Origin of the sequence: Nocardia sp. NPDC004168 (assembly GCF_040610355.1) — a bacterium.
Classification (GTDB): Bacteria; Actinomycetota; Actinomycetes; order Mycobacteriales; family Mycobacteriaceae; genus Nocardia; species Nocardia sichangensis.
On the sequence record NZ_JBEXME010000022.1, the window covers coordinates 59,657 to 76,675 of the forward strand.

A 17,019-nucleotide genomic window follows, 5' to 3' on the forward strand; every position below is an offset into this window, starting at 1 on the left:
CGCAGATGCGCAGCAGGGTCGTTGCGCTGTAATGGGATTCGATGGACCTATGTGGAGCGGCCCCGCTCCGGCCATGTGGTGGGCGGTGCGGTGCCGGTCGTTTCCGTTAGTGGTTGCGAGTTCTCGTCAGGCGGGGCGGTCGAATTCGCCGACCTGCACGCCTGTGGTGAAGGCGTCCCACTCACCTGGCGCGAACACCAACGCTGGGCCGGTCGGGTTCTTGCTGTCCCGCACGCCGATCATGCCGCTGTGGAGCCATGCCACTTCGACGCATTGCGAACCGCTGGCACTGCGGCTGCTCTTGAACCAATTCGCCCCGGATAGGTCATCGTTCACCGCTCGTAACTCCTTGCCACCCGCCGGAGCAGGTCTCGCGATTCCACTTCACCCAGGCACGTGTCCCGGATCGCCGAGGCGAGCTCACTATAGAGCCGAATTTCCTCGGCTTTCTCTAGGTATACATCCTGCGCCGGTCCTCCCTCCAAGTACACAATCGGCGGTTCGACCGGCACACCTTTGGCGTTCGAATCGAACTCCATGATGATGAACAGGCCGTGCGGCATCCCCCAGGCCAGCCCGGCGCTGAAGGGATGTATCCGCAGTGTGACGTTGGGCAGCTTCGAGATTTCGGCCATGTGCCGGTGCTGGGTGGACATGATCTTCGGTCCGCCGATCATGCGGTGGAGTGCTGATTCGTGCAGCAGGACTTCCAGAAAGACCGGCTTGGTCTTTCGGGTGACGATGGCTTGCCGCCTCAATCGACGCTCCACGCGCCGATCGATGTCCTCGCTGTTGAATCCTGGATATGCCCCGATCACCGCACGCGCGTAGTCCGCGGTCTGCAACCAGCCAGGAACGTGTTCGTGGTACGTGGTCAGTCGTCGCGCAGCGGCTTCAAGTCCGACGTACATGTTGAAAGCGCCGCTGTACAGGCCTCCATACGCGTGATACCAGCTCTTGGCTTTCGCTTGCACAGCAAGGTCGACCGCCGCTTTGGTGTCCACGGCATCTACGCCGTAGACCTCGCATAGCGCCTGTGCATCCTGCCTGCGGACTTTCTGGATCTGGCCGGTCTCCAAGCGTTGGAGTACGGCCCGCGACAGATCTACGAGTTTGGCGGCCTCGGCGATGGTGAAGCCCGCCGCTTCGCGGCGGTCACGCAGAAAGCGTCCGAGTTGGCGGCGCGGCAGGGTCGATGACGGGCCTTCTTCATCAGGGTTGGTCACGCAGGTCTCCTGGAAGTGAGTCGTGCGGGATTGCGAATCGATCAAGTTCAGCTCGAGAACCGAGCACCGTCCTGGGCAATTGAGCCGGTCGGGAATGGGTGCTCGTTTTCGAGCGTATCCGCTGGTCACGGGTGGTGTGCTGGTTTTCGGCGTTCGAGGCGGAAACCCGCGCAGGGGGCGTCTCAGCAGAACGAATCCGAAACCCGCACGCTGTCAAGATGATCCGGGAGCGACGATGCGTACCCAGAAGATCGGCACGAACGGCCGACCCGCCACGCAGAAGATACAGAAGCCCAATGCCTTAGGGCTGGTACGGCCCGACATATCCAGTCTGCACACATCTCGGCACGCGACCGAGATACGCCGCCACGCCGAGCGATTGGGCTACCACTATCTCTACACCGTCCGGCCCCCGGCAGGTGAAGTCGATCCGGTCGGATACGCGCTGGCCGTCGCGGTCGGCGTGCAGGCTGCCGCTCTCGTCGTCCACGACCTGACCACCGTGGACAACACCCCCGCGCGAGTCTGTGAAACCTGCGACCTCGAAACGGTGTGTCCCGCGATGACCTGGGCGTGTGCTCAGCCCGGTGCGACCGGCCCCGGCCACACCCACCCCGACCACTCGCTCACCATCGCCGAGTCGCATCGAATCATGCAGCAGCACAGAGGTTGTCGTGCCGTCACCTGTCCACGGAAGGCGTCGGCGCTCAGCTGCCTGGTGCGGGCGGGCAAGCTCGTTCCGCCGGTTTCGAGCCCACGCGAACGTGCCGCCGCTCGCGGTCTGGCGTTCGAATCCGCCGATCGACTGCCCTTCTCGCCTGGCCCCGACCTGGAAACACTGCTGAATGTGCTGGACGCGCTCACCGCTTCCGTCGCGGATTCCCGAACCCCGGTCTCCCGTCCGTTCGATGTCGCGCGAAGCGAGCGGGACTGATGTGGAATGCGCGACATCCACCACACCGAAGCCGAGGGCTTTCGGGCTACCTGGCGACTGGAAGGTCACCGCATCGCGATCTTGGTCGTGCGGGACGCATCCGACATGACGCCGATCGCCTCGTACCACCCCGGCTCGGACCCCGACCTCACGCAAGCCCGCGAACTGCTGCCGGAATTGACCGGACTATGGGACGCGGTTCGCCACGACTTCTGGTCACACCTTTTCCCGTGCCATCGACCCTCCACCATTTGCCGCGATGGCCGGACGTGAGCACGACTCGGTCCGGACGAGACCACCCACAGCAACTTCAACGACAACCATGTCGCCGCGAGGGGCGTCGTCGTCCCTCGCGGCCTGAATCAGCAACGATGCAATGCGGTGAGCAGGGTGTCGAGGATCGGTGAGCGCCGGGCGTCGGCGCGCAGGACCGCCGACACGGGGATGCGCAGCTTGGATTCGGCCAGCCGCAGCACCACCAGACCCTCGGTCGTGCTCTCCGCGTAGAGCACCGTCCACGCCTCGGGCCGGTTGATCAGCTCCATCGTCGCGGTGTGGTCCGGCGGGATGGGCGGGCCGAAGGTGGGGCCGGTAGGCAGTTCGGCGAACGCGTTGCGGATCACCGTGTGTAGCAACACCTGTTCCTGCTCCGGGGGGAGTAACAGGGGGTAGGAGGCCAGATCCGCCAGGGTCACCGTGTCCTTCGTGGCCAGCGGATGCGCGCTGGAGGTGGCGATCACCAGATCCTCGACCCACAGCTGCTCGACCACGAGGCCGGGCTGGTCGACGCGGCCGCGGATCAGGGCCAGATCGCAGTCGCCGTCGGTCACCGCGGTGATGCGCTGACGGAAGGGTTTGATGACGAACTCGATCTCCGCCTCCGGATGCGCGGCGCGCGCGCCCGCGATGGCCGACAGCGAGCGGGTGGCGAAGGACATGTTCGCGGCCAGCCGGATGCGCGGGCCGACCGTCCGCACGGCGGCGCGGATCGCCGACTCCAGGCTCAGCATTTGTTTCGCAAGGGGAAGTAGCCGTGCGGTGGCGTCGGTGGGCACGACCGAGCGGGTCGAGCGCTCGAACAGTTGCACACCGAGGTCGCGTTCGAGCCGGGAGATCTGGTGGCTGATCGCCGACTGCGAGATGAAGCAGCGCGCCGCGGCGCCGCTGAAGCTGAGCTCCTCGCACACCGCGACGAAGTAGGTGAGCTGCCGAAGTTCCACGGCGCCTCCTGATTAATTACGAATCGAGATAAGAGTCATCTTAATTATGCGCCCACACACCTGAAATATCCGCCCTCCGGATCGCGGTTCGTAATGAGAGAAGGAGGCTGTCATGCAGTACGTGGACGCGGGAATCGAAACCGCGGGTGTCGTCATTGTCGGATCGGGGTTCGGCGGGCTCGCCGCCGCCAAGCAACTGGCCAAGTCGGGGGTGGACTATGTGCTGATCTCCAGCACGCCCGAGCATCTGTTCCAACCGCTGTTGTACCAGGTAGCGACCGGTGTGCTCACATCGGAGGAGATCGCGCCGCCGATCGCGGGCATCCTGCGCCGCCATCGCGAGGCCGACGTTCGCCTCGGCACCGTGGTCGGCATCGATCCCGACCGCGCCATCGTCACCTATGAGCACGAGGGCGTTTCGCACCGCATCCGCTACGGCTCGCTGATCGCGGCCACCGGCGCGAGCCAGTCCTACTTCGGCCGCGACGACTTCGCGGAGAAGACCTATTCGCTCAAGACCATCGACGACGCGCGGCGGCTGCGCGCCCAGATCGCGCGCGTCTTCGCCGAAGCCGCGCAGGCCGACGAGCAGACCAAGCGCAAGCTGCTGAGCTTCGTCGTGGTCGGCGCGGGCGCGACCGGCGTCGAGGTGGCCGGTCAGCTGAAGGAGCTGGCGAAACGGTATTACCACCAGGAGGTTTCGGTCACGCTCGTGGAGGGCGCGGGCGAGGTGCTCCCGCCGTTCGGCGGCGGGCTGTCGGAGTACGCGAAGAAGTCGCTGACCGGCAGCGGCGTGGAGGTGCTGCTCGGCACCTTCGTCACCGACATCGAGCACGGCAAGGTCACCGTCAAGAGCGCCGACGGGGTCGAGCACGCCATCGCGGCCGAGACCGTGGTGTGGTCGGCGGGCGTGCAGGCGGGCGGGTTCGCGAAGATCCTGGCCGAGGCCACGGGCGTGGCGACCGACCGGGCCGGCCGGCTGCTGATCAACCCCGATCTCACCGTCGGCGGCTACGCCGACATCTACGCCATCGGCGACATGACCTCGCTCAACGGCTACCCCGGGCAATCGCCGGTGGCCATGCAGGAAGGCAGGCACGCCGCCGACATCATCCGCCGCAAGAAGCAGCCCGGCACGCCCTTCACCTACTGGGACAAGGGCAGCATGGCGGTGATCAGCCGGTTCAGCGCCGTGACGAAGCTGAACGACCGCATCACCTTCCGCGGTGTGATCGCCTGGTTCATGTGGCTCGCGGTGCACCTGTTCTACCTGGTCGGTTTCCGCAACCGCTTCGCCGCGGTCGCGTCCTGGCTGGTCGCGTTCATCTTCACCGGGCGCCCCGGTTTCGCCGAGGAGGACGCGACCGCGCCGAAGGTACTCGCCGCGGAGAGTCGAGCCGCTTAAATGGCTTCTCGCACCTGAGAATCGCGTCGCGCACGATCGAAAGGCGGCGCGATTCACGGTGCGCGCGGCATTCACGCTGCCCTGGAACGAACCGCGATTCGCACGGTAAACCGCATGTCGGAAGCGGTTTCGGTGCGGGAGGGCGAACGCGGTGGAACCGTTCGGTGAACGCTCGGTGTGACAGCCGTCTCGTTCACCCAACCGGCATCGCGGCGACACTTCGAGGTTGCTGGGGCGCATTGTCGGGCTGGCTTCATCGTGGATATGACTATTTCGTCCGTGCTGACGGCCCCGGCTCGACCGACGGACTCCGGGGAGGGACGGTCGCGTTACTCGCTGGTGGTCTCCTCCGACCTCGATCACCGCGTCGCCGCGCAGCGCCTGCGCTACAACGTGTTCGCCAACGAGCCGGGTTTCCGGATTCCGGACGACGGCAGCGGTTTGGACGCCGACCATTTCGACGAGCACTGCGACCACATGCTGGTGCGCGACGACGCCAGCGGGGAATTCGTCGGCTGCTACCGGATGCTGCCGCCGGACAAGGTCGCCGCGGCGGGCGGGTACTACACGGCGACGGAATTCGATCTCGCTCAACTGGATCCGGAAGGCATGCGGATCGTCGAGATGGGCCGCGCGTGCGTGGTCCCCGACCACCGCAACGGCTCGGTGCTCACCCTCATGTGGGCGGGGATCCTGCACTACATCCAGCTCACCGGCTACGAGTGGGTGATGGGCTGCGTGTCGGTGCCGATGCAGGACACCCCGGCCGACCCGCCCGGAGTGAACGTGCGCGGCGTGCGCGACATGCTGCTCGGGCGGCACTCCTCCGACCCGGAGCGCCGGGTGCACCCCTACAACCCGGTGATTGTCGACGGCAAGACCCTCGACGAACTGACCCCGCCGTCGCGGCCGAAGCTGCCCCCGCTGGTGCGCGGCTACCTGCGGCTGGGCGCGGAGATCTGCGGCGAGCCCGCCCACGATCCCGCCTTCGCGGTCGCCGACTTCGTCGTGCTGCTCGGGCTGAACACCATCAACACCCGCTACCTCAATCGCCTACAAGACGCCGCCGCGTCGTTCGACGGGGGACGGTGAGGACAGTGGTCTTCGACGCGCCACCCGCCCCGTCCGCCGCGCACGCATGGATGCCGTCGAGCCCCTGCGGTTCCGGCTGCATCGATTCGATCGACCAAGTCGGCCCGGCGCGGGTGGCCGCCCGGCTGGCCGGAGTCGCCGGCCTGCTGCTCAGCTACCCGATCGCGCACGCGGTGACCCCGCGCGGCAAGCGTGCGCCGTTGCAGCGCGGCTACGCGCGCCTACTGCTCGGTTCCATCGGCCTGCGGTTGCGCGTCGTCGACAACCGGGTGACCGCGGAAGAGCGCGGTGTCGTCGATGAGGGCGACACCACGCTCGCACCCGCCGGTTTCGGCGCCGCAGGCCGGGGTGTGCTGATCGTCACCGGGCACATCAGCTGGACCGACATCGTCGCCTTGGCCTCGGTGCAGCCGCTCGGCTTCGTGGCCCGCGCCGACATGCTGGACTGGCCGATGATCGGAAAACTCGCCGAGTTGATGCGGGTGATCCCGATCGAACGCGAGAGCCTGCGGCAGTTGCCGGGCGTAGTGGCCGCGGTCGGAGCGCGGCTGGCCGCCGGTGAGCGGATCGGCGTCTTCCCCGAGGGCACCACGTGGTGTGGCCGCGCCTACGGCAGCATGCGTCCCGCGTTGCTCCAGGCGGCGGTGGACACCGGCACCCCCGTGCAGCCGGTGCGATTGCGGTACCTGGACCGGCACGGTGTGCCGTGCACGGTGCCCGCTTTCGTCGGCGTCGACACCTTCGGCTCCTCCGCCGGGCGGGTGCTGCGTTCGCGCGGAATGGTCGCCGAAGTGGTGCTGGAGCCGGTGCTGGAACCCGGCCCCGACCGGCGCGAACTGGCCCGCCGCTGCGAGGCCGCGGTCCGCGGCGCCGCGTCGCCGCGCCACGAAACCACGGAATGGATCGAGGCGGGGCACACCCGAGTGCAGGACCCCTCGGTAGCGACCGTCGCCCCGGAGGTGCGCAGGCCGCGGCGCGTGTTGCGCGGTCGCCGCAATACCGCGGCCGTGCGGCAGGAGACGAAAGCGTAGCCGGGCTACACGGCGCGGCATAACGCGCGATAGTGGTTCGTATGCTTCCAGTTCTCGACCTCGCCGACGCCGACCGCGATCCGGAACGGTTCCGCGCAGATCTTCTGTCGGCCACACACGAGACCGGATTCTTCTATCTGATCGGTCACGGCATCGCCGCCGACCGGTCGAACGAGGTGGTGGCCGTCGCGCGGCGGTTCTTCGCGTTGGCCGCCGCCGCGAAGGAGGAGATCAGTCAGCTGAAGAGTCCGCAGTTCCGCGGATACTCCCGGCTCGGCGGTGAGCTGACCAACGGCAAGGTGGACTGGCGCGAGCAGATCGATATCGGTCCCGAGCAGAAGGTGATCGACGGCGCGGAGGGGTACTGGCGGCTACAAGGACCGAACTTGTGGCCGTCCGCGCTGCCGGAACTACGCGAGGTATTCGAAGCGTGGAGCGAATCGCTTTCCGAGGTGGGCATGCGGCTGCTGCGACAGTGGGCGGTGGCCCTCGGCGCGTCCGCGGATCTCTTCGACGCCGCGTTCGCCGACCTGCCCGCCACCCTGATCAAAGTGGTGCGGTATCCGGGCAACGAGCAGAACCCGCAGGGGGTCGGGGCGCACAAGGATTCGGGCGTGCTCACGCTGCTGCTGGTCGAGCCGGGTTCACGGGGACTACAGGCGGAGCTGTCGCCGGGAGAGTGGGTGGACGTGCCGCCACTGCCAGGAGCGTTCATCGTCAACATCGGCGAGCTGCTGGAAGTCGCCACAGGGGGATATCTGCGGGCCACCCGGCACCGCGTCCTGGCACCGGAGCCGGGCACCGATCGCGTCTCGATCCCGTTCTTCCTCAACCCGGCTTTGGACGCCACCATCCCGATCATCGAGCTGCCGCCCGAACTCGCGACCCGCTCTCGCGGCGTCGAGGCCGATCCGGACAACCCGATCTTCGACACCTACGGCGCGAACGCGTGGAAGTCCCGCACCCGCGCCCACCCGGAGGTCGCGTTGCTGCACCACGGCATCACCCCGGGCGAGGCCGTCAGCGCCTACTGACAGACGCGCCGCGGACTGTCGGCGCCGGAGGCAGCCGTGCGCCGCGGGTCGCTCTGCGCCGCAGGGTGTCGGGCCGCAAAATGCTCGAACGCGCGACGGGCGACTTCGCGGCGGCCGACCGGGATCGCGCGCTGGGCGGGACCGTCGACATCGGGCGTCCGGGTCGACGTACGGGGCGAGCCGATGTCGGCTCGCCCCGTGAATCGTGGAAGAACTCAGAAGCCGCTTCCCGTCGGCGGCCGCCACCTGTTGTCCCAGCCGGGCCTGCCGTGATCCCAGTCGTCGTGGCGGTCGCGGCCGCGGAACCAGTCGTCGTTGCGTCCGCGGAACCAGTCGTCGTTGCGGCCGCGGTCCCAGTCGTTGTGCCTGCCGCGATTCCAGTCGTCGTGGCCGTGGCGGCCGTGGGTCGCATCGAGCTGGTCGGCCTGCTCGAGCACGATCGGGTCGGCGAGCGCGGGCACCGCGACGGCGGCGACCGGCATCAGGGCGAGTGCGGACGCGGCCGCGGCGCGTGCCAGCACGCGTCGCGTGCGTCCATGGGTGTGATGGTCCATCGGAACTTCCTCACTATCGATTCGTCCGGGCGTCGACCGCTCGGCGTTTCGGCCCCGGATCCACTCCCGGACGGAACGGATCGGCGATCAACACGCTGAATAACGTACCGCTAAATAGCGGTACATTCAATAGGTGAAAACCCTGAGATTCCGCCGGTCGCAGGGCGTTCAAGCCTGAACCGGGTCCGTGAACGGACCCCGCGCGAGCGGGCGAGCAGGGGGGAATAACCGGCGGAGGGTGACGGCTATCCTTAACTGGTCATGAAGTCGGCTTTTTCGGGTCCGGTCAACGGTGCTGCGCCCCAGACGGTCTACCTCGATCACGCGGCCACCACACCGATGCTGCCCGCGGCCATCGAGGCGATGACGGCTGCCTTGCGCAGCACGGGCAACGCGTCCTCGTTGCACGGCTCCGGGCGCGCCGCCCGTCGGCTGCTGGAGGAGGCGCGCGAGTCGATCGCGGCCGACCTGGGCGCCCGGCCCTCGGAGGTCATCTTCACCTCCGGCGGCACCGAGAGCGACAACCTGGCGGTGAAGGGCATCTTCTGGGCGCGCCGCGACGCCGATCCGCGCCGGAACCGGATCATCGCCAGCTCGGTCGAGCACCACGCGGTGATCGACGCGGTGGAGTGGCTGGAGCGGCACGAGGGCGCGGAAGTCACCTGGCTGCCGGTCGACGCCGAGGGCGTGGTCGCGGCCGGAGCGCTGCGCGCCGCGCTCGCCGCCCATCCCGACGAGGTCGCGCTGGTCACCGTCATGTGGGCGAACAACGAGGTCGGCACGATCCAGCCGATCGTCGAACTCGCCTCCGTCGCAGCCGAATTCGGCGTGCCGATGCACAGCGACGCGGTGCAGGCGGCGGCGCAGCTGCCCATCGACTTCGCCGCGAGCGGCCTGTCCGCGGCCAGCTTCGCCGGGCACAAGGTCGGCGGCCCGCACGGTATCGGGGTGCTACTGCTCGGCAGGCAGGTGCCGTGCGTGCCGCTGCTGCACGGCGGCGGGCACGAGCGCGACCTGCGGTCGGGCACCTCGGACACGGCGGCCGCGATCGGGCTGGCCGCCGCGCTGCGCCAGACTTCGATCGAACTACACGCCCGGACCGCCGAGCTGGTCGCGTTGCGGGACGCGTTGATCGACGGCATCCGCGCGACGGCGCCCGACGCGGTGCTCAACGGTCCGGCCGGCGAACGACGGCTACCCGGCAACGCGCACGTCACTTTTCCCGGCTGCGAAGGGGATTCGCTACTGATGCTGCTGGACGCGGCGGGGATCGAATGCTCGACCGGTTCGGCGTGCACCGCGGGCGTCGCCACGCCCAGTCACGTGCTGATCGCGATGGGTGTCGAACCCTGGCAGGCGCGCGGATCGCTGCGCTTCTCGCTGGGGCACACCTCGACGCGTGCCGACGTCGACGCAGTACTGAAAGTCTTGCCGCAAGTGGTGGAGCGGGCCAAGGCCGCGGGCCTGGCCGGTGCGAAAGGAGGTGTTTGATGCGGGTACTCGCCGCGATGAGCGGTGGTGTGGATTCGGCCGTGGCGGCGGCGCGTGCCGTCGACGCCGGTCACGAGGTGGTCGGGGTGCATCTGGCGCTGTCGGCGACACCGGGCACGCTGCGCACCGGATCGCGCGGTTGCTGCTCGAAGGAGGACGCCGGTGACGCCCGGCGCGCCGCCGACGTGCTCGGCATCCCGTTCTACGTCTGGGATTTCGCCGACCGCTTCAAGGAAGACGTCATCGACGACTTCGTCGCGGCCTACGCGGCGGGCGAGACGCCGAACCCGTGCCTGCGCTGCAACGAGAAGATCAAGTTCTCCGCTCTGGCCGACCGCGCGGTGGCGCTCGGCTTCGACGCCGTGGTCACCGGGCACTACGCGCGGCTCGAGGACGGTGTGCTGCGGCGCGCCGTCGACGCAGACAAGGACCAGTCCTATGTGCTGGCTGTGCTGACCGCGCAGCAGCTCTCGCGCGCGATGTTCCCGGTGGGCGACACCCCCAAGCCGCAGATCCGCGCCGAGGCCGCCGAGCGCGGGCTCGCCGTCGCGAACAAGCCCGACAGCCACGACATCTGCTTCATCCCCTCCGGCGATACGCGCGCCTTCCTTGGCGCGAAGATCGGCATCCGGCCCGGTGCGGTCGTCGACGCCGACGGCCGGGAGCTCGCGCGGCACGAGGGCGTGCACGGATTCACCATCGGCCAGCGCAAGGGTCTGGGGTTGCCGGGTCCCGCCGCCGACGGCAAGCCGCGGTACGTCACCGGCATCGATCCCGAGTCCGGCACGGTCCGCGTGGGGTCGGCCGAGGACTTGCAGGTCTGGACGATCGAGGCGGAGCGCGCGATCTGGACGTCCGGCTCCGCGCCCGCGGGCCCGATCGAGTGCGTGGCGCAGGTGCGCGCGCACGGCGGCACCGCGCCCGCGGTGGCCGAGGCGGTGGGCGACGGACTGCTCGTGCGGCTGCGCGAGCCGCTGACCGGCGTCGCGCGCGGCCAAGCCGTGGTCGTCTACCGTCCGGATCCCGCGGGTGACGAGGTGATCGGCAGCGGGACCATCTCCGCCACCGCGCAAGAGCCTGTCACGAGTGAAACGGGGGCCGAGGCGGCGCGGTGATCCCGCACCATCCTCCGGTGTCGTCCGGTGCGGAAAACTGGGCTGTGACCGTCGAGAACGGCGGGTCCCGTAATGGCGGAATCGATCGGATGGAGTGCGGCAACGGTGTACGAGACCGGCACGGATGACGTGACGCGAGATGGCGGGCCGGACGTGACCGCCGAGCCGGTGCGCTTGCGAGGCGGCGTCGCCACCGGCGTCGGCTCTTGGCCGGGCACCGACCCGCGCGAGGCCGCAGCGACCATCGTCGGCGAACTCGGTGAGTTACCGCACCTGGTGGAGCTGCCCGGTCGGGGCGCGGGCGCGGACCTGGTCGGCCGCGCCTCCGCGTTGCTGGTCGATCTGCGTTTCGACACCACCTCCAGGGGCTATCGACTGGCGCCGCGCCCGGGTTCGGTCTCGCGACGCGCCCATGACCTGCTGCGGACCGATCTGGACGCGCTCGAGGAAGCGTGGGAGAACGCAGGCCTGTCCGGTCGCGGCCGGACGGTGAAGGTGCAGTCGGCGGGCCCGCTGACGCTGGCCGCGCAGGTCGAGTTGCCCGGCGGTCATCGCGTGCTCACCGACGCCGGCGCGGTGCGCGACCTCTCGGAGTCCCTGGCCGAGGGGCTGGCGCAGCACGTGGCGGAGGTGCGCAAGCGGCTCGGCGCGCAGGTCGTCGTGCAGCTGGACGAACCGTCGCTGACCGCCGTGCTGGACGGCTCCCTGCGCGGGGTGAGCGTGCTGAACACCGTGCGCGCGTTGCCCGAACCGGAAGCGCTGGCCGTGCTGGACGCGGTGATCACCGCACAGTCCGCGCCGGTGCTGGTGCACAGTTGCGCCGAGCCGCCCGCGCTCGGTGCGCTGCGCCGTAGCGCCGCCGCGGGGATCGGGTTCGATCTGAGCATCATCGGCACCGGGCAACTCGACGAGATCGGGGAGGCCATGGAAGCGGGCAAGCAGCTGGTGCTCGGTGTCGTCCCCACCGAGGCGCCGGCCACGACGGTCACCTGGCGTACCTTCGCCGAACCGGGCGTGCGGCTGATCGATCGGCTCGGCTTCGGCCGCCGCACGCTGGCGGAGCGGGTCGCGGTCAGCCCGGCATGCGGACTGGCGGGCGCGCCGCTGGAGTGGAGCAGACGAGCGCTGCGCTTGGCCGCGGACGTCGCGCGCGCGTATGCCGAAGAGCCGGAGGAGCTTTCGTTCTCCTGACGTCGTCGTGTGAGAACGCGAATCCCCGCCCGGACCGACCGCCTTCGCGCCAGAACCAGCTCGGTTGTGGGCAGTCGGGGGGAGCCCCGCTCATGGGATCGTCAGCGCCGAGAGAGAACTACGCTGCGCATGGTGCAGCCCCCGGAACGCCCGGTCGTTCAGAGCGGCACAAGGCTTCCAAATCACCGGCGCGGGCATCACGCCGTGGTGTGGGCGCCGCAACGGCGAGCTGGGGGCAAGGCCGCCGGAACGCCGGTGCTCGCGCCGAGAAACGGACCGGCCGGAATTCGTGTCCGCCAGGGCGGCGACGTGCGCGAACACGGCGGCTCCCTGTCGGTGGCCTCCGCTAATGTGCGATGGGTGAGTGACAGCGAGAGCGCGGCGGCCCCGGCGACGCCAGAGCAGCGGGTGGACTGGCAGCAACTCGCGGACGAGGTGCGTGAGCATCAGTTCCGCTACTACGTCCGGGACGCGCCGATCATCTCCGACGGCGAGTTCGACGCGCTGTTGCGGCGGTTGCAGGCCATGGAGGACGAGCATCCGGACCTGCGCACGCCGGACTCGCCGACCCAGCTGGTCGGCGGTGGGTTCGCGACCGATTTCACCGCCGTCGACCACCTCGAGCGGATGCTGTCGCTGGACAACGTGTTCGACGTCGACGAACTACGCGCCTGGGCCGCCCGGGTGGAGGCGGAGACCGGGCCGGACCTGCACTATCTGTGCGAGGTCAAGATCGACGGCGTCGCGCTGAACCTGGTCTACGAGAACGGCAGGCTGGTCCGTGGCGCCACCCGAGGCGACGGACGCACGGGTGAAGACGTGACGCTCAACGCGCGCACCATCGATGACATCCCCGGCGAGCTGAACCCCAGCGACGAGTTCCCGATCCCGCGACTACTGGAGGTCCGCGGCGAGGTGTACTTCCGGCTGGAGGATTTCGAGACGCTCAACGCCGCCATCGTGGCCGAGGGCAAGCCGCCCTACGCCAACCCGCGCAACACCGCGGCCGGTTCGCTGCGGCAGAAGGATCCGTCGGTCACCGCGCGGCGCAGGCTGCGCATGATCTGTCACGGCTTCGGCCGGATCGAGGGCTACACGCCGACCTCGCAATACGAGGCGTACCGCGCGCTCGCCGCGTGGGGCCTGCCGGTGTCCGAGCACACCAGACGGGTGCAGGGCATCGACGCGGTGATCGAGCGGGTCGCGTATTGGGGCGAGCACCGGCACGACATCGAGCACGAGATCGACGGCCAGGTGATCAAGGTCGACGAGACCGCGCTGCAACGCCGCCTCGGCTCCACCTCGCGGGCTCCGCGCTGGGCGATCGCCTACAAGTACCCGCCCGAGGAGGCGACGACCAAGCTGCTGAACATCCAGGTGAACGTCGGCCGCACCGGGCGGGTGACGCCGTTCGCGGTGATGGAGCCGGTGTCGGTCGCGGGGTCGACGGTCGCGATGGCCACCTTGCACAACGCGGCCGAGGTCAAGCGCAAAGGCGTGCTGATCGGCGACACGGTCACCATCCGCAAGGCGGGTGACGTGATCCCCGAGGTGCTGGGGCCGGTGGTGGACGCGCGCCCCGAAGACGCGCGCGAGTTCGTCATGCCGACGCACTGTCCCGAATGCGGCACCGAACTGCGCCCCGAGAAGGAGGGCGACGCCGACATCCGCTGCCCGAACCAGCAGTTCTGCCCGGCCCAATTGCGCGAGCGCGTCTACCACGTGGCAGGCCGCGGCGCTTTCGACATCGAGGCCCTCGGTTACGAAGGCGCGATCGATCTGCTGAAGTCCGGCGCCATCACCGACGAGGGCGACTTGTTCGACTTGGACGAGGCGACGCTGCTCACCACGTCCCTCTACGCCAACAAGAACGGCAGCCTCTCCGCCAACGGCAAGCGGCTGCTGGAGAACCTGGCCGCGGTCAAGAACCGGCCGCTGTGGCGGGTGCTGGTCGGCCTGTCCATCCGGCACGTCGGCCCCACCGCGGCGCGGGCGCTCGCCGCCGAGTTCGGCAGCTTGGACCGCGTCGAGGCGGCGTCGGTCGAGGAATTGGCCGCCGCCGACGGCGTGGGCCCTACCATCGCGGCCGCGGTGGCGGAGTGGTTCACCGTCGACTGGCACCGCGCCGTGGTGGCGAAGTGGCGGGCCGCGGGTGTGCGGATGGAAGACGAGCGGGACGAATCCATCGAGCGCAACTTGGAGGGTCTGTCCATCGTGGTGACCGGTTCGCTGCAAGGCTTCACCCGCGACGGCGCCAAGGAGGCGATCCTGGTGCGCGGCGGCAAGGCGGCCAGTTCGGTTTCGAAGAAGACCGCGTTCGTGGTGATCGGTGACGCGCCGGGGTCCAAGGCCGCCAAAGCGGAGGAACTCGGTGTGCCGATTCTCGACGAGGAGGGGTTCCAGCGGCTGCTGGCCGGTGGTCCCGAGGCGGTCACGCCGGAGACGGCCGCGGAGGACGCCGAAGCCGAGGAGTGATCGGCGCTTGACCTGAAGATACGTTGAGGTATGAGGATCGACTGGTAGGCGACTACCAGGAGGTCATCATGTCTAGTCCTACCGCACTGATCACCGGCGCATCGGCAGGATTCGGCGCTGCGCTCGCGCGGGCGCTGATCGAACAAGGGTGGCGGGTGCTGGGGACCGGGCGTCGTGCCGACCGGTTGACGCGGGTGGCCGCCGAACTCGGGCCGTCGTTCCAGGCGGTCCCCGGCGACGTCACGGATCCGGCGGATCGCGCCAGGTTGGCGGACGCCGCGCGCGGTGCGGGGGAACTCGCCCTGGTGGTGAACAACGCCAGCCGTCTCGGGCCGAGTCCGTTGCTGGGCCTCGCGGACTATCCACTCGACGAGTTCGAGCGCGTCTTGCGCACGAATGTGGTCGCGCCACTGGCGATTCTGCGCATCGTGCTGCCGCTGCTGCGGCCGGACGGCGTTGTGGTGAACATCAGCTCCGACGCCGCGGTTGAGCCGTATCCCACGTGGGGTGGATACGGTTCGTCGAAGGCAGCGCTCGATCAGCTCACGGCGATCCTCGGTGCGGAACATCCGGGCCTGTCCATCTACGCGTTCGATCCCGGCGACATGCGTACCGAGATGCATCAGGCCGCGTTTCCCGGCGTCGACATCTCCGACCGGCCCGAGCCCGCGACAGTAGTGCCCGCGCTGCTGCGGTTGCTCGCCGAGAAGCCGAAGAGCGGGCGTTATGCCGCCGCGGATTTCGTGGCCGGGCGGGCGTCATGACGGTGCGGACCGAACTGCCGTTCTTCGATCTGTCCCCCGATCGCAACGCCACCCTCCCGCCCGAGGCGAGAGGGATGGCGCGCGACGAGGTCCGTTTGCTCGTCGTCGAGGACGGTCTGACGCACGCCCGATTCCGAGAGCTGCCCGACCGCCTGCGCCCGGGCGACCTTCTGGTGGTGAACAACTCGGCGACCATGTCGTCGGCGGTCGACGCCACGATGGACGGCGAGCCGGTCGTGCTGCATTTCTCCACCTGGCTGGACGACGGCCGCTGGGTGGTCGAGGTCCGGACCACCGAACGCACTCCCTATCCGTCCGAGGGGCTCTCGGCCGGGACCGTGTTGCGATTGCCGGGTGCGACGGCCACACTGCGGGCGCCCTGGCTTCCCGGCGGACGTCGTCTCTGGAGTGCGGACGTCACCGGCGACGTGTTCGGGTTGCTCGCCGCACACGGCCGCCCCATCACGTATGCCTATGTGCGGCAGCGGTGGTCGGCGGCCTATTACACGACGGTCTTCGGCAGGGTGCCGGGCAGCGCGGAAATGCCGAGCGCGGCACGGCCGTTCACCGAGCGTGTGGTGTTGGATCTGATCACCGCAGGGGTTGCTCTCGCGCCGATCACCCTGCATACCGGCGTCTCCTCGCCCGAGGCCGGGGAACCGCCGAGCCCGGAACGGTTCGCCGTTGCCGCCTCGACGGCGCGGCTGGTGAACGACACGAAAGCCGCCGGTGGGCGGGTTGTCGCGGTGGGCACGACGGTGACGCGGGCGTTGGAGACCGCCGCCGACCCGGCGGGACTCGTCCACGCGTCGCGCGGGTGGACCGACCTGGTGCTCGGCGCACGGCGACCGGCTCGTGTGGTGGATGGTCTGATCACCGGTTGGCACGCGCCCGGCGCGTCACACCTGGATCTCCTGGTAGCAGTGGCGGGGGAGGAAACCGTCGCCGCCGCGTATGCCGCCGCCGTGGACACCGGCTACCTGTGGCACGAGTTCGGCGACAGCGCTCTGCTGTTCGGGCGTGGCCCGCTCAGTGGACCGTGACCGTGGCGCCCAGCTGGCCCGCGATGTCGAATCGCCCGCAACGGCCGTCGCTCAGGTCGAGCTTCTGGGTGATGATCTTGCCGCGGCGATTCTTGAACGTCGCCTCGGCGGACACGTCGGCGCTCGCCGTCGAGCACACCTTCGACACCACGCCGGGCGGGTCGTAGCTGACCGTCCCTCCGCCCTGGCAGGTGTTCGTGCTGTTGGCCAGGAACACGCGTGCGGTGCCCTCCGGACACGGCGCGTCCGCCACCGCCTCCGGCGCCACGGTCAGCGAGCCCAGCGCGAGCGCGGCGACGGCGGAGCCTCCGACCACTACGCGACGAACCGTCGATCCCATCGTTACCCTCATCCCATCGAACAACTTCGGCAGTACGCCGCGGCAAGACCGCAGCGTGCAGGCATGCTAACCCGCTATCACGCCTGCTGTCCTGGCGACTGCTG

General features: G+C 69.1%; 17 protein-coding genes. 12 read left to right on the top strand and 5 right to left on the bottom strand.

Annotated features, from left to right (window positions below; all coding sequences use genetic code 11):
• Positions 1-126 precede the first annotated feature (126 nt).
• On the bottom strand, positions 127-336 hold the full coding sequence (locus ABZW96_RS28915) for a DUF397 domain-containing protein (protein ID WP_355078779.1): 210 nt from the start codon (positions 334-336) through the stop codon (positions 127-129).
• Positions 333-1,226, bottom strand: a complete 894-nt coding sequence (locus ABZW96_RS28920; RefSeq protein ID WP_355078780.1) for a helix-turn-helix transcriptional regulator — start codon at positions 1,224-1,226, stop codon at positions 333-335. Before ABZW96_RS28920 ends, ABZW96_RS28915 begins: the two co-directional genes overlap by 4 nt.
• Positions 1,227-1,461: 235 nt before the next feature.
• Here ABZW96_RS28920 and ABZW96_RS28925 point away from each other — a divergent pair, with 235 nt between their 5' ends.
• Both ABZW96_RS28925 and ABZW96_RS28930 read left to right on the top strand, forming a co-directional pair.
• Positions 1,462-2,160 carry a hypothetical protein gene (locus tag ABZW96_RS28925; protein WP_355078781.1) on the top strand — a complete coding sequence of 233 codons (699 nt, stop codon included), beginning with the start codon at positions 1,462-1,464 and terminating at the stop codon, positions 2,158-2,160.
• 6 nt (positions 2,161-2,166) lie between these two features.
• A complete protein-coding gene (locus ABZW96_RS28930) occupies positions 2,167-2,433 on the top strand; it encodes a hypothetical protein (protein ID WP_355078782.1) in 267 nt (88 codons plus the stop codon).
• A gap of 89 nt (positions 2,434-2,522) precedes the next feature.
• On the opposite strand, the gene ABZW96_RS28935 is transcribed toward ABZW96_RS28930, so the two are convergent.
• Positions 2,523-3,380 (bottom strand): LysR family transcriptional regulator, encoded by an 858-nt coding sequence (locus ABZW96_RS28935; protein ID WP_355078783.1) that lies wholly within the window; start codon positions 3,378-3,380, stop codon positions 2,523-2,525.
• 112 nt (positions 3,381-3,492) lie between these two features.
• Here ABZW96_RS28935 and ABZW96_RS28940 point away from each other — a divergent pair, with 112 nt between their 5' ends.
• The 4 genes from ABZW96_RS28940 to ABZW96_RS28955 all read left to right on the top strand — a co-directional run bounded on the left by ABZW96_RS28940 (position 3,493) and on the right by ABZW96_RS28955 (position 7,942).
• Positions 3,493-4,785: an NAD(P)/FAD-dependent oxidoreductase gene (locus tag ABZW96_RS28940; protein WP_355078784.1), complete on the top strand. Its 1,293-nt coding sequence runs from the start codon at positions 3,493-3,495 to the stop codon at positions 4,783-4,785.
• Positions 4,786-5,049: 264 nt separating this feature from the next.
• Positions 5,050-5,877: a GNAT family N-acyltransferase gene (locus ABZW96_RS28945; protein WP_355078785.1), complete on the top strand. Its 828-nt coding sequence runs from the start codon at positions 5,050-5,052 to the stop codon at positions 5,875-5,877.
• Positions 5,874-6,908, top strand: coding sequence for a lysophospholipid acyltransferase family protein (locus ABZW96_RS28950; protein ID WP_355078786.1), 1,035 nt, complete (start codon positions 5,874-5,876; stop codon positions 6,906-6,908). The genes ABZW96_RS28945 and ABZW96_RS28950 overlap by 4 nt, the downstream gene beginning before the upstream one ends.
• A 41-nt stretch (positions 6,909-6,949) precedes the next feature.
• On the top strand, positions 6,950-7,942 hold the full coding sequence (locus ABZW96_RS28955; protein WP_355078787.1) for a 2-oxoglutarate and iron-dependent oxygenase domain-containing protein: 993 nt from the start codon (positions 6,950-6,952) through the stop codon (positions 7,940-7,942).
• 215 nt (positions 7,943-8,157) lie between these two features.
• Here the strand turns inward: ABZW96_RS28955 and ABZW96_RS28960 are convergent, their stop codons facing one another.
• Positions 8,158-8,496, bottom strand: a complete 339-nt coding sequence (locus ABZW96_RS28960; RefSeq protein WP_355078788.1) for a hypothetical protein — start codon at positions 8,494-8,496, stop codon at positions 8,158-8,160.
• A 261-nt stretch (positions 8,497-8,757) separates the two neighbouring features.
• Between ABZW96_RS28960 and ABZW96_RS28965 the strand changes: the two genes are divergently transcribed.
• The 6 genes from ABZW96_RS28965 (at position 8,758) to ABZW96_RS28990 (ending at position 16,575) form a co-directional block, all read left to right on the top strand.
• On the top strand, positions 8,758-9,987 hold the full coding sequence (locus ABZW96_RS28965) for a cysteine desulfurase family protein (protein WP_355078789.1): 1,230 nt from the start codon (positions 8,758-8,760) through the stop codon (positions 9,985-9,987).
• The gene (gene mnmA, locus ABZW96_RS28970) at positions 9,987-11,102 is read left to right on the top strand and encodes a tRNA 2-thiouridine(34) synthase MnmA (protein ID WP_355078790.1); all 1,116 of its coding nucleotides are present in this window, start codon (positions 9,987-9,989) and stop codon (positions 11,100-11,102) included. Before ABZW96_RS28965 ends, mnmA begins: the two co-directional genes overlap by 1 nt.
• Positions 11,103-11,174: 72 nt before the next feature.
• A complete protein-coding gene (locus ABZW96_RS28975; RefSeq protein ID WP_355078791.1) occupies positions 11,175-12,293 on the top strand; it encodes a methionine synthase in 1,119 nt (372 codons plus the stop codon).
• 360 nt (positions 12,294-12,653) lie between these two features.
• A complete protein-coding gene (ligA, locus tag ABZW96_RS28980; protein ID WP_355078792.1) occupies positions 12,654-14,768 on the top strand; it encodes an NAD-dependent DNA ligase LigA in 2,115 nt (704 codons plus the stop codon).
• A gap of 68 nt (positions 14,769-14,836) precedes the next feature.
• Positions 14,837-15,532, top strand: coding sequence for an SDR family NAD(P)-dependent oxidoreductase (locus tag ABZW96_RS28985; protein WP_355078793.1), 696 nt, complete (start codon positions 14,837-14,839; stop codon positions 15,530-15,532).
• Complete coding sequence (locus ABZW96_RS28990; RefSeq protein ID WP_355078794.1) at positions 15,529-16,575, top strand: S-adenosylmethionine:tRNA ribosyltransferase-isomerase; 1,047 nt, start codon at positions 15,529-15,531, stop codon at positions 16,573-16,575. The genes ABZW96_RS28985 and ABZW96_RS28990 overlap by 4 nt, the downstream gene beginning before the upstream one ends.
• Here ABZW96_RS28990 and ABZW96_RS28995 read toward each other — a convergent pair.
• Positions 16,562-16,915 (bottom strand): hypothetical protein, encoded by a 354-nt coding sequence (locus tag ABZW96_RS28995; protein ID WP_157170886.1) that lies wholly within the window; start codon positions 16,913-16,915, stop codon positions 16,562-16,564. The two genes, ABZW96_RS28990 and ABZW96_RS28995, sit on opposite strands and share 14 nt — an antisense overlap.
• Positions 16,916-17,019 lie beyond the last annotated feature (104 nt).

Excerpts from the sequence above, each read along its gene's own strand:
- ABZW96_RS28925 (WP_355078781.1), top strand. The coding sequence starts at position 1,462 with ATGCGTACCCAGAAGATCGGCACGAACGGCCGACCCGCCACGCAGAAG.
- ABZW96_RS28930 (WP_355078782.1), top strand. The coding sequence starts at position 2,167 with ATGCGCGACATCCACCACACCGAAGCCGAGGGCTTTCGGGCTACCTGG.
- ABZW96_RS28940 (WP_355078784.1), top strand. The coding sequence starts at position 3,493 with ATGCAGTACGTGGACGCGGGAATCGAAACCGCGGGTGTCGTCATTGTC.
- ABZW96_RS28945 (WP_355078785.1), top strand. The coding sequence starts at position 5,050 with ATGACTATTTCGTCCGTGCTGACGGCCCCGGCTCGACCGACGGACTCC.
- ABZW96_RS28955 (WP_355078787.1), top strand. The coding sequence starts at position 6,950 with ATGCTTCCAGTTCTCGACCTCGCCGACGCCGACCGCGATCCGGAACGG.
- ABZW96_RS28960 (WP_355078788.1), bottom strand. The coding sequence starts at position 8,496 with ATGGACCATCACACCCATGGACGCACGCGACGCGTGCTGGCACGCGCC.
- ABZW96_RS28965 (WP_355078789.1), top strand. The coding sequence starts at position 8,758 with ATGAAGTCGGCTTTTTCGGGTCCGGTCAACGGTGCTGCGCCCCAGACG.
- mnmA (WP_355078790.1), top strand. The coding sequence starts at position 9,987 with ATGCGGGTACTCGCCGCGATGAGCGGTGGTGTGGATTCGGCCGTGGCG.
- ABZW96_RS28975 (WP_355078791.1), top strand. The coding sequence starts at position 11,175 with ATGGCGGAATCGATCGGATGGAGTGCGGCAACGGTGTACGAGACCGGC.
- ABZW96_RS28985 (WP_355078793.1), top strand. The coding sequence starts at position 14,837 with ATGTCTAGTCCTACCGCACTGATCACCGGCGCATCGGCAGGATTCGGC.
- ABZW96_RS28990 (WP_355078794.1), top strand. The coding sequence starts at position 15,529 with ATGACGGTGCGGACCGAACTGCCGTTCTTCGATCTGTCCCCCGATCGC.
- ABZW96_RS28995 (WP_157170886.1), bottom strand. The coding sequence starts at position 16,915 with ATGGGATCGACGGTTCGTCGCGTAGTGGTCGGAGGCTCCGCCGTCGCC.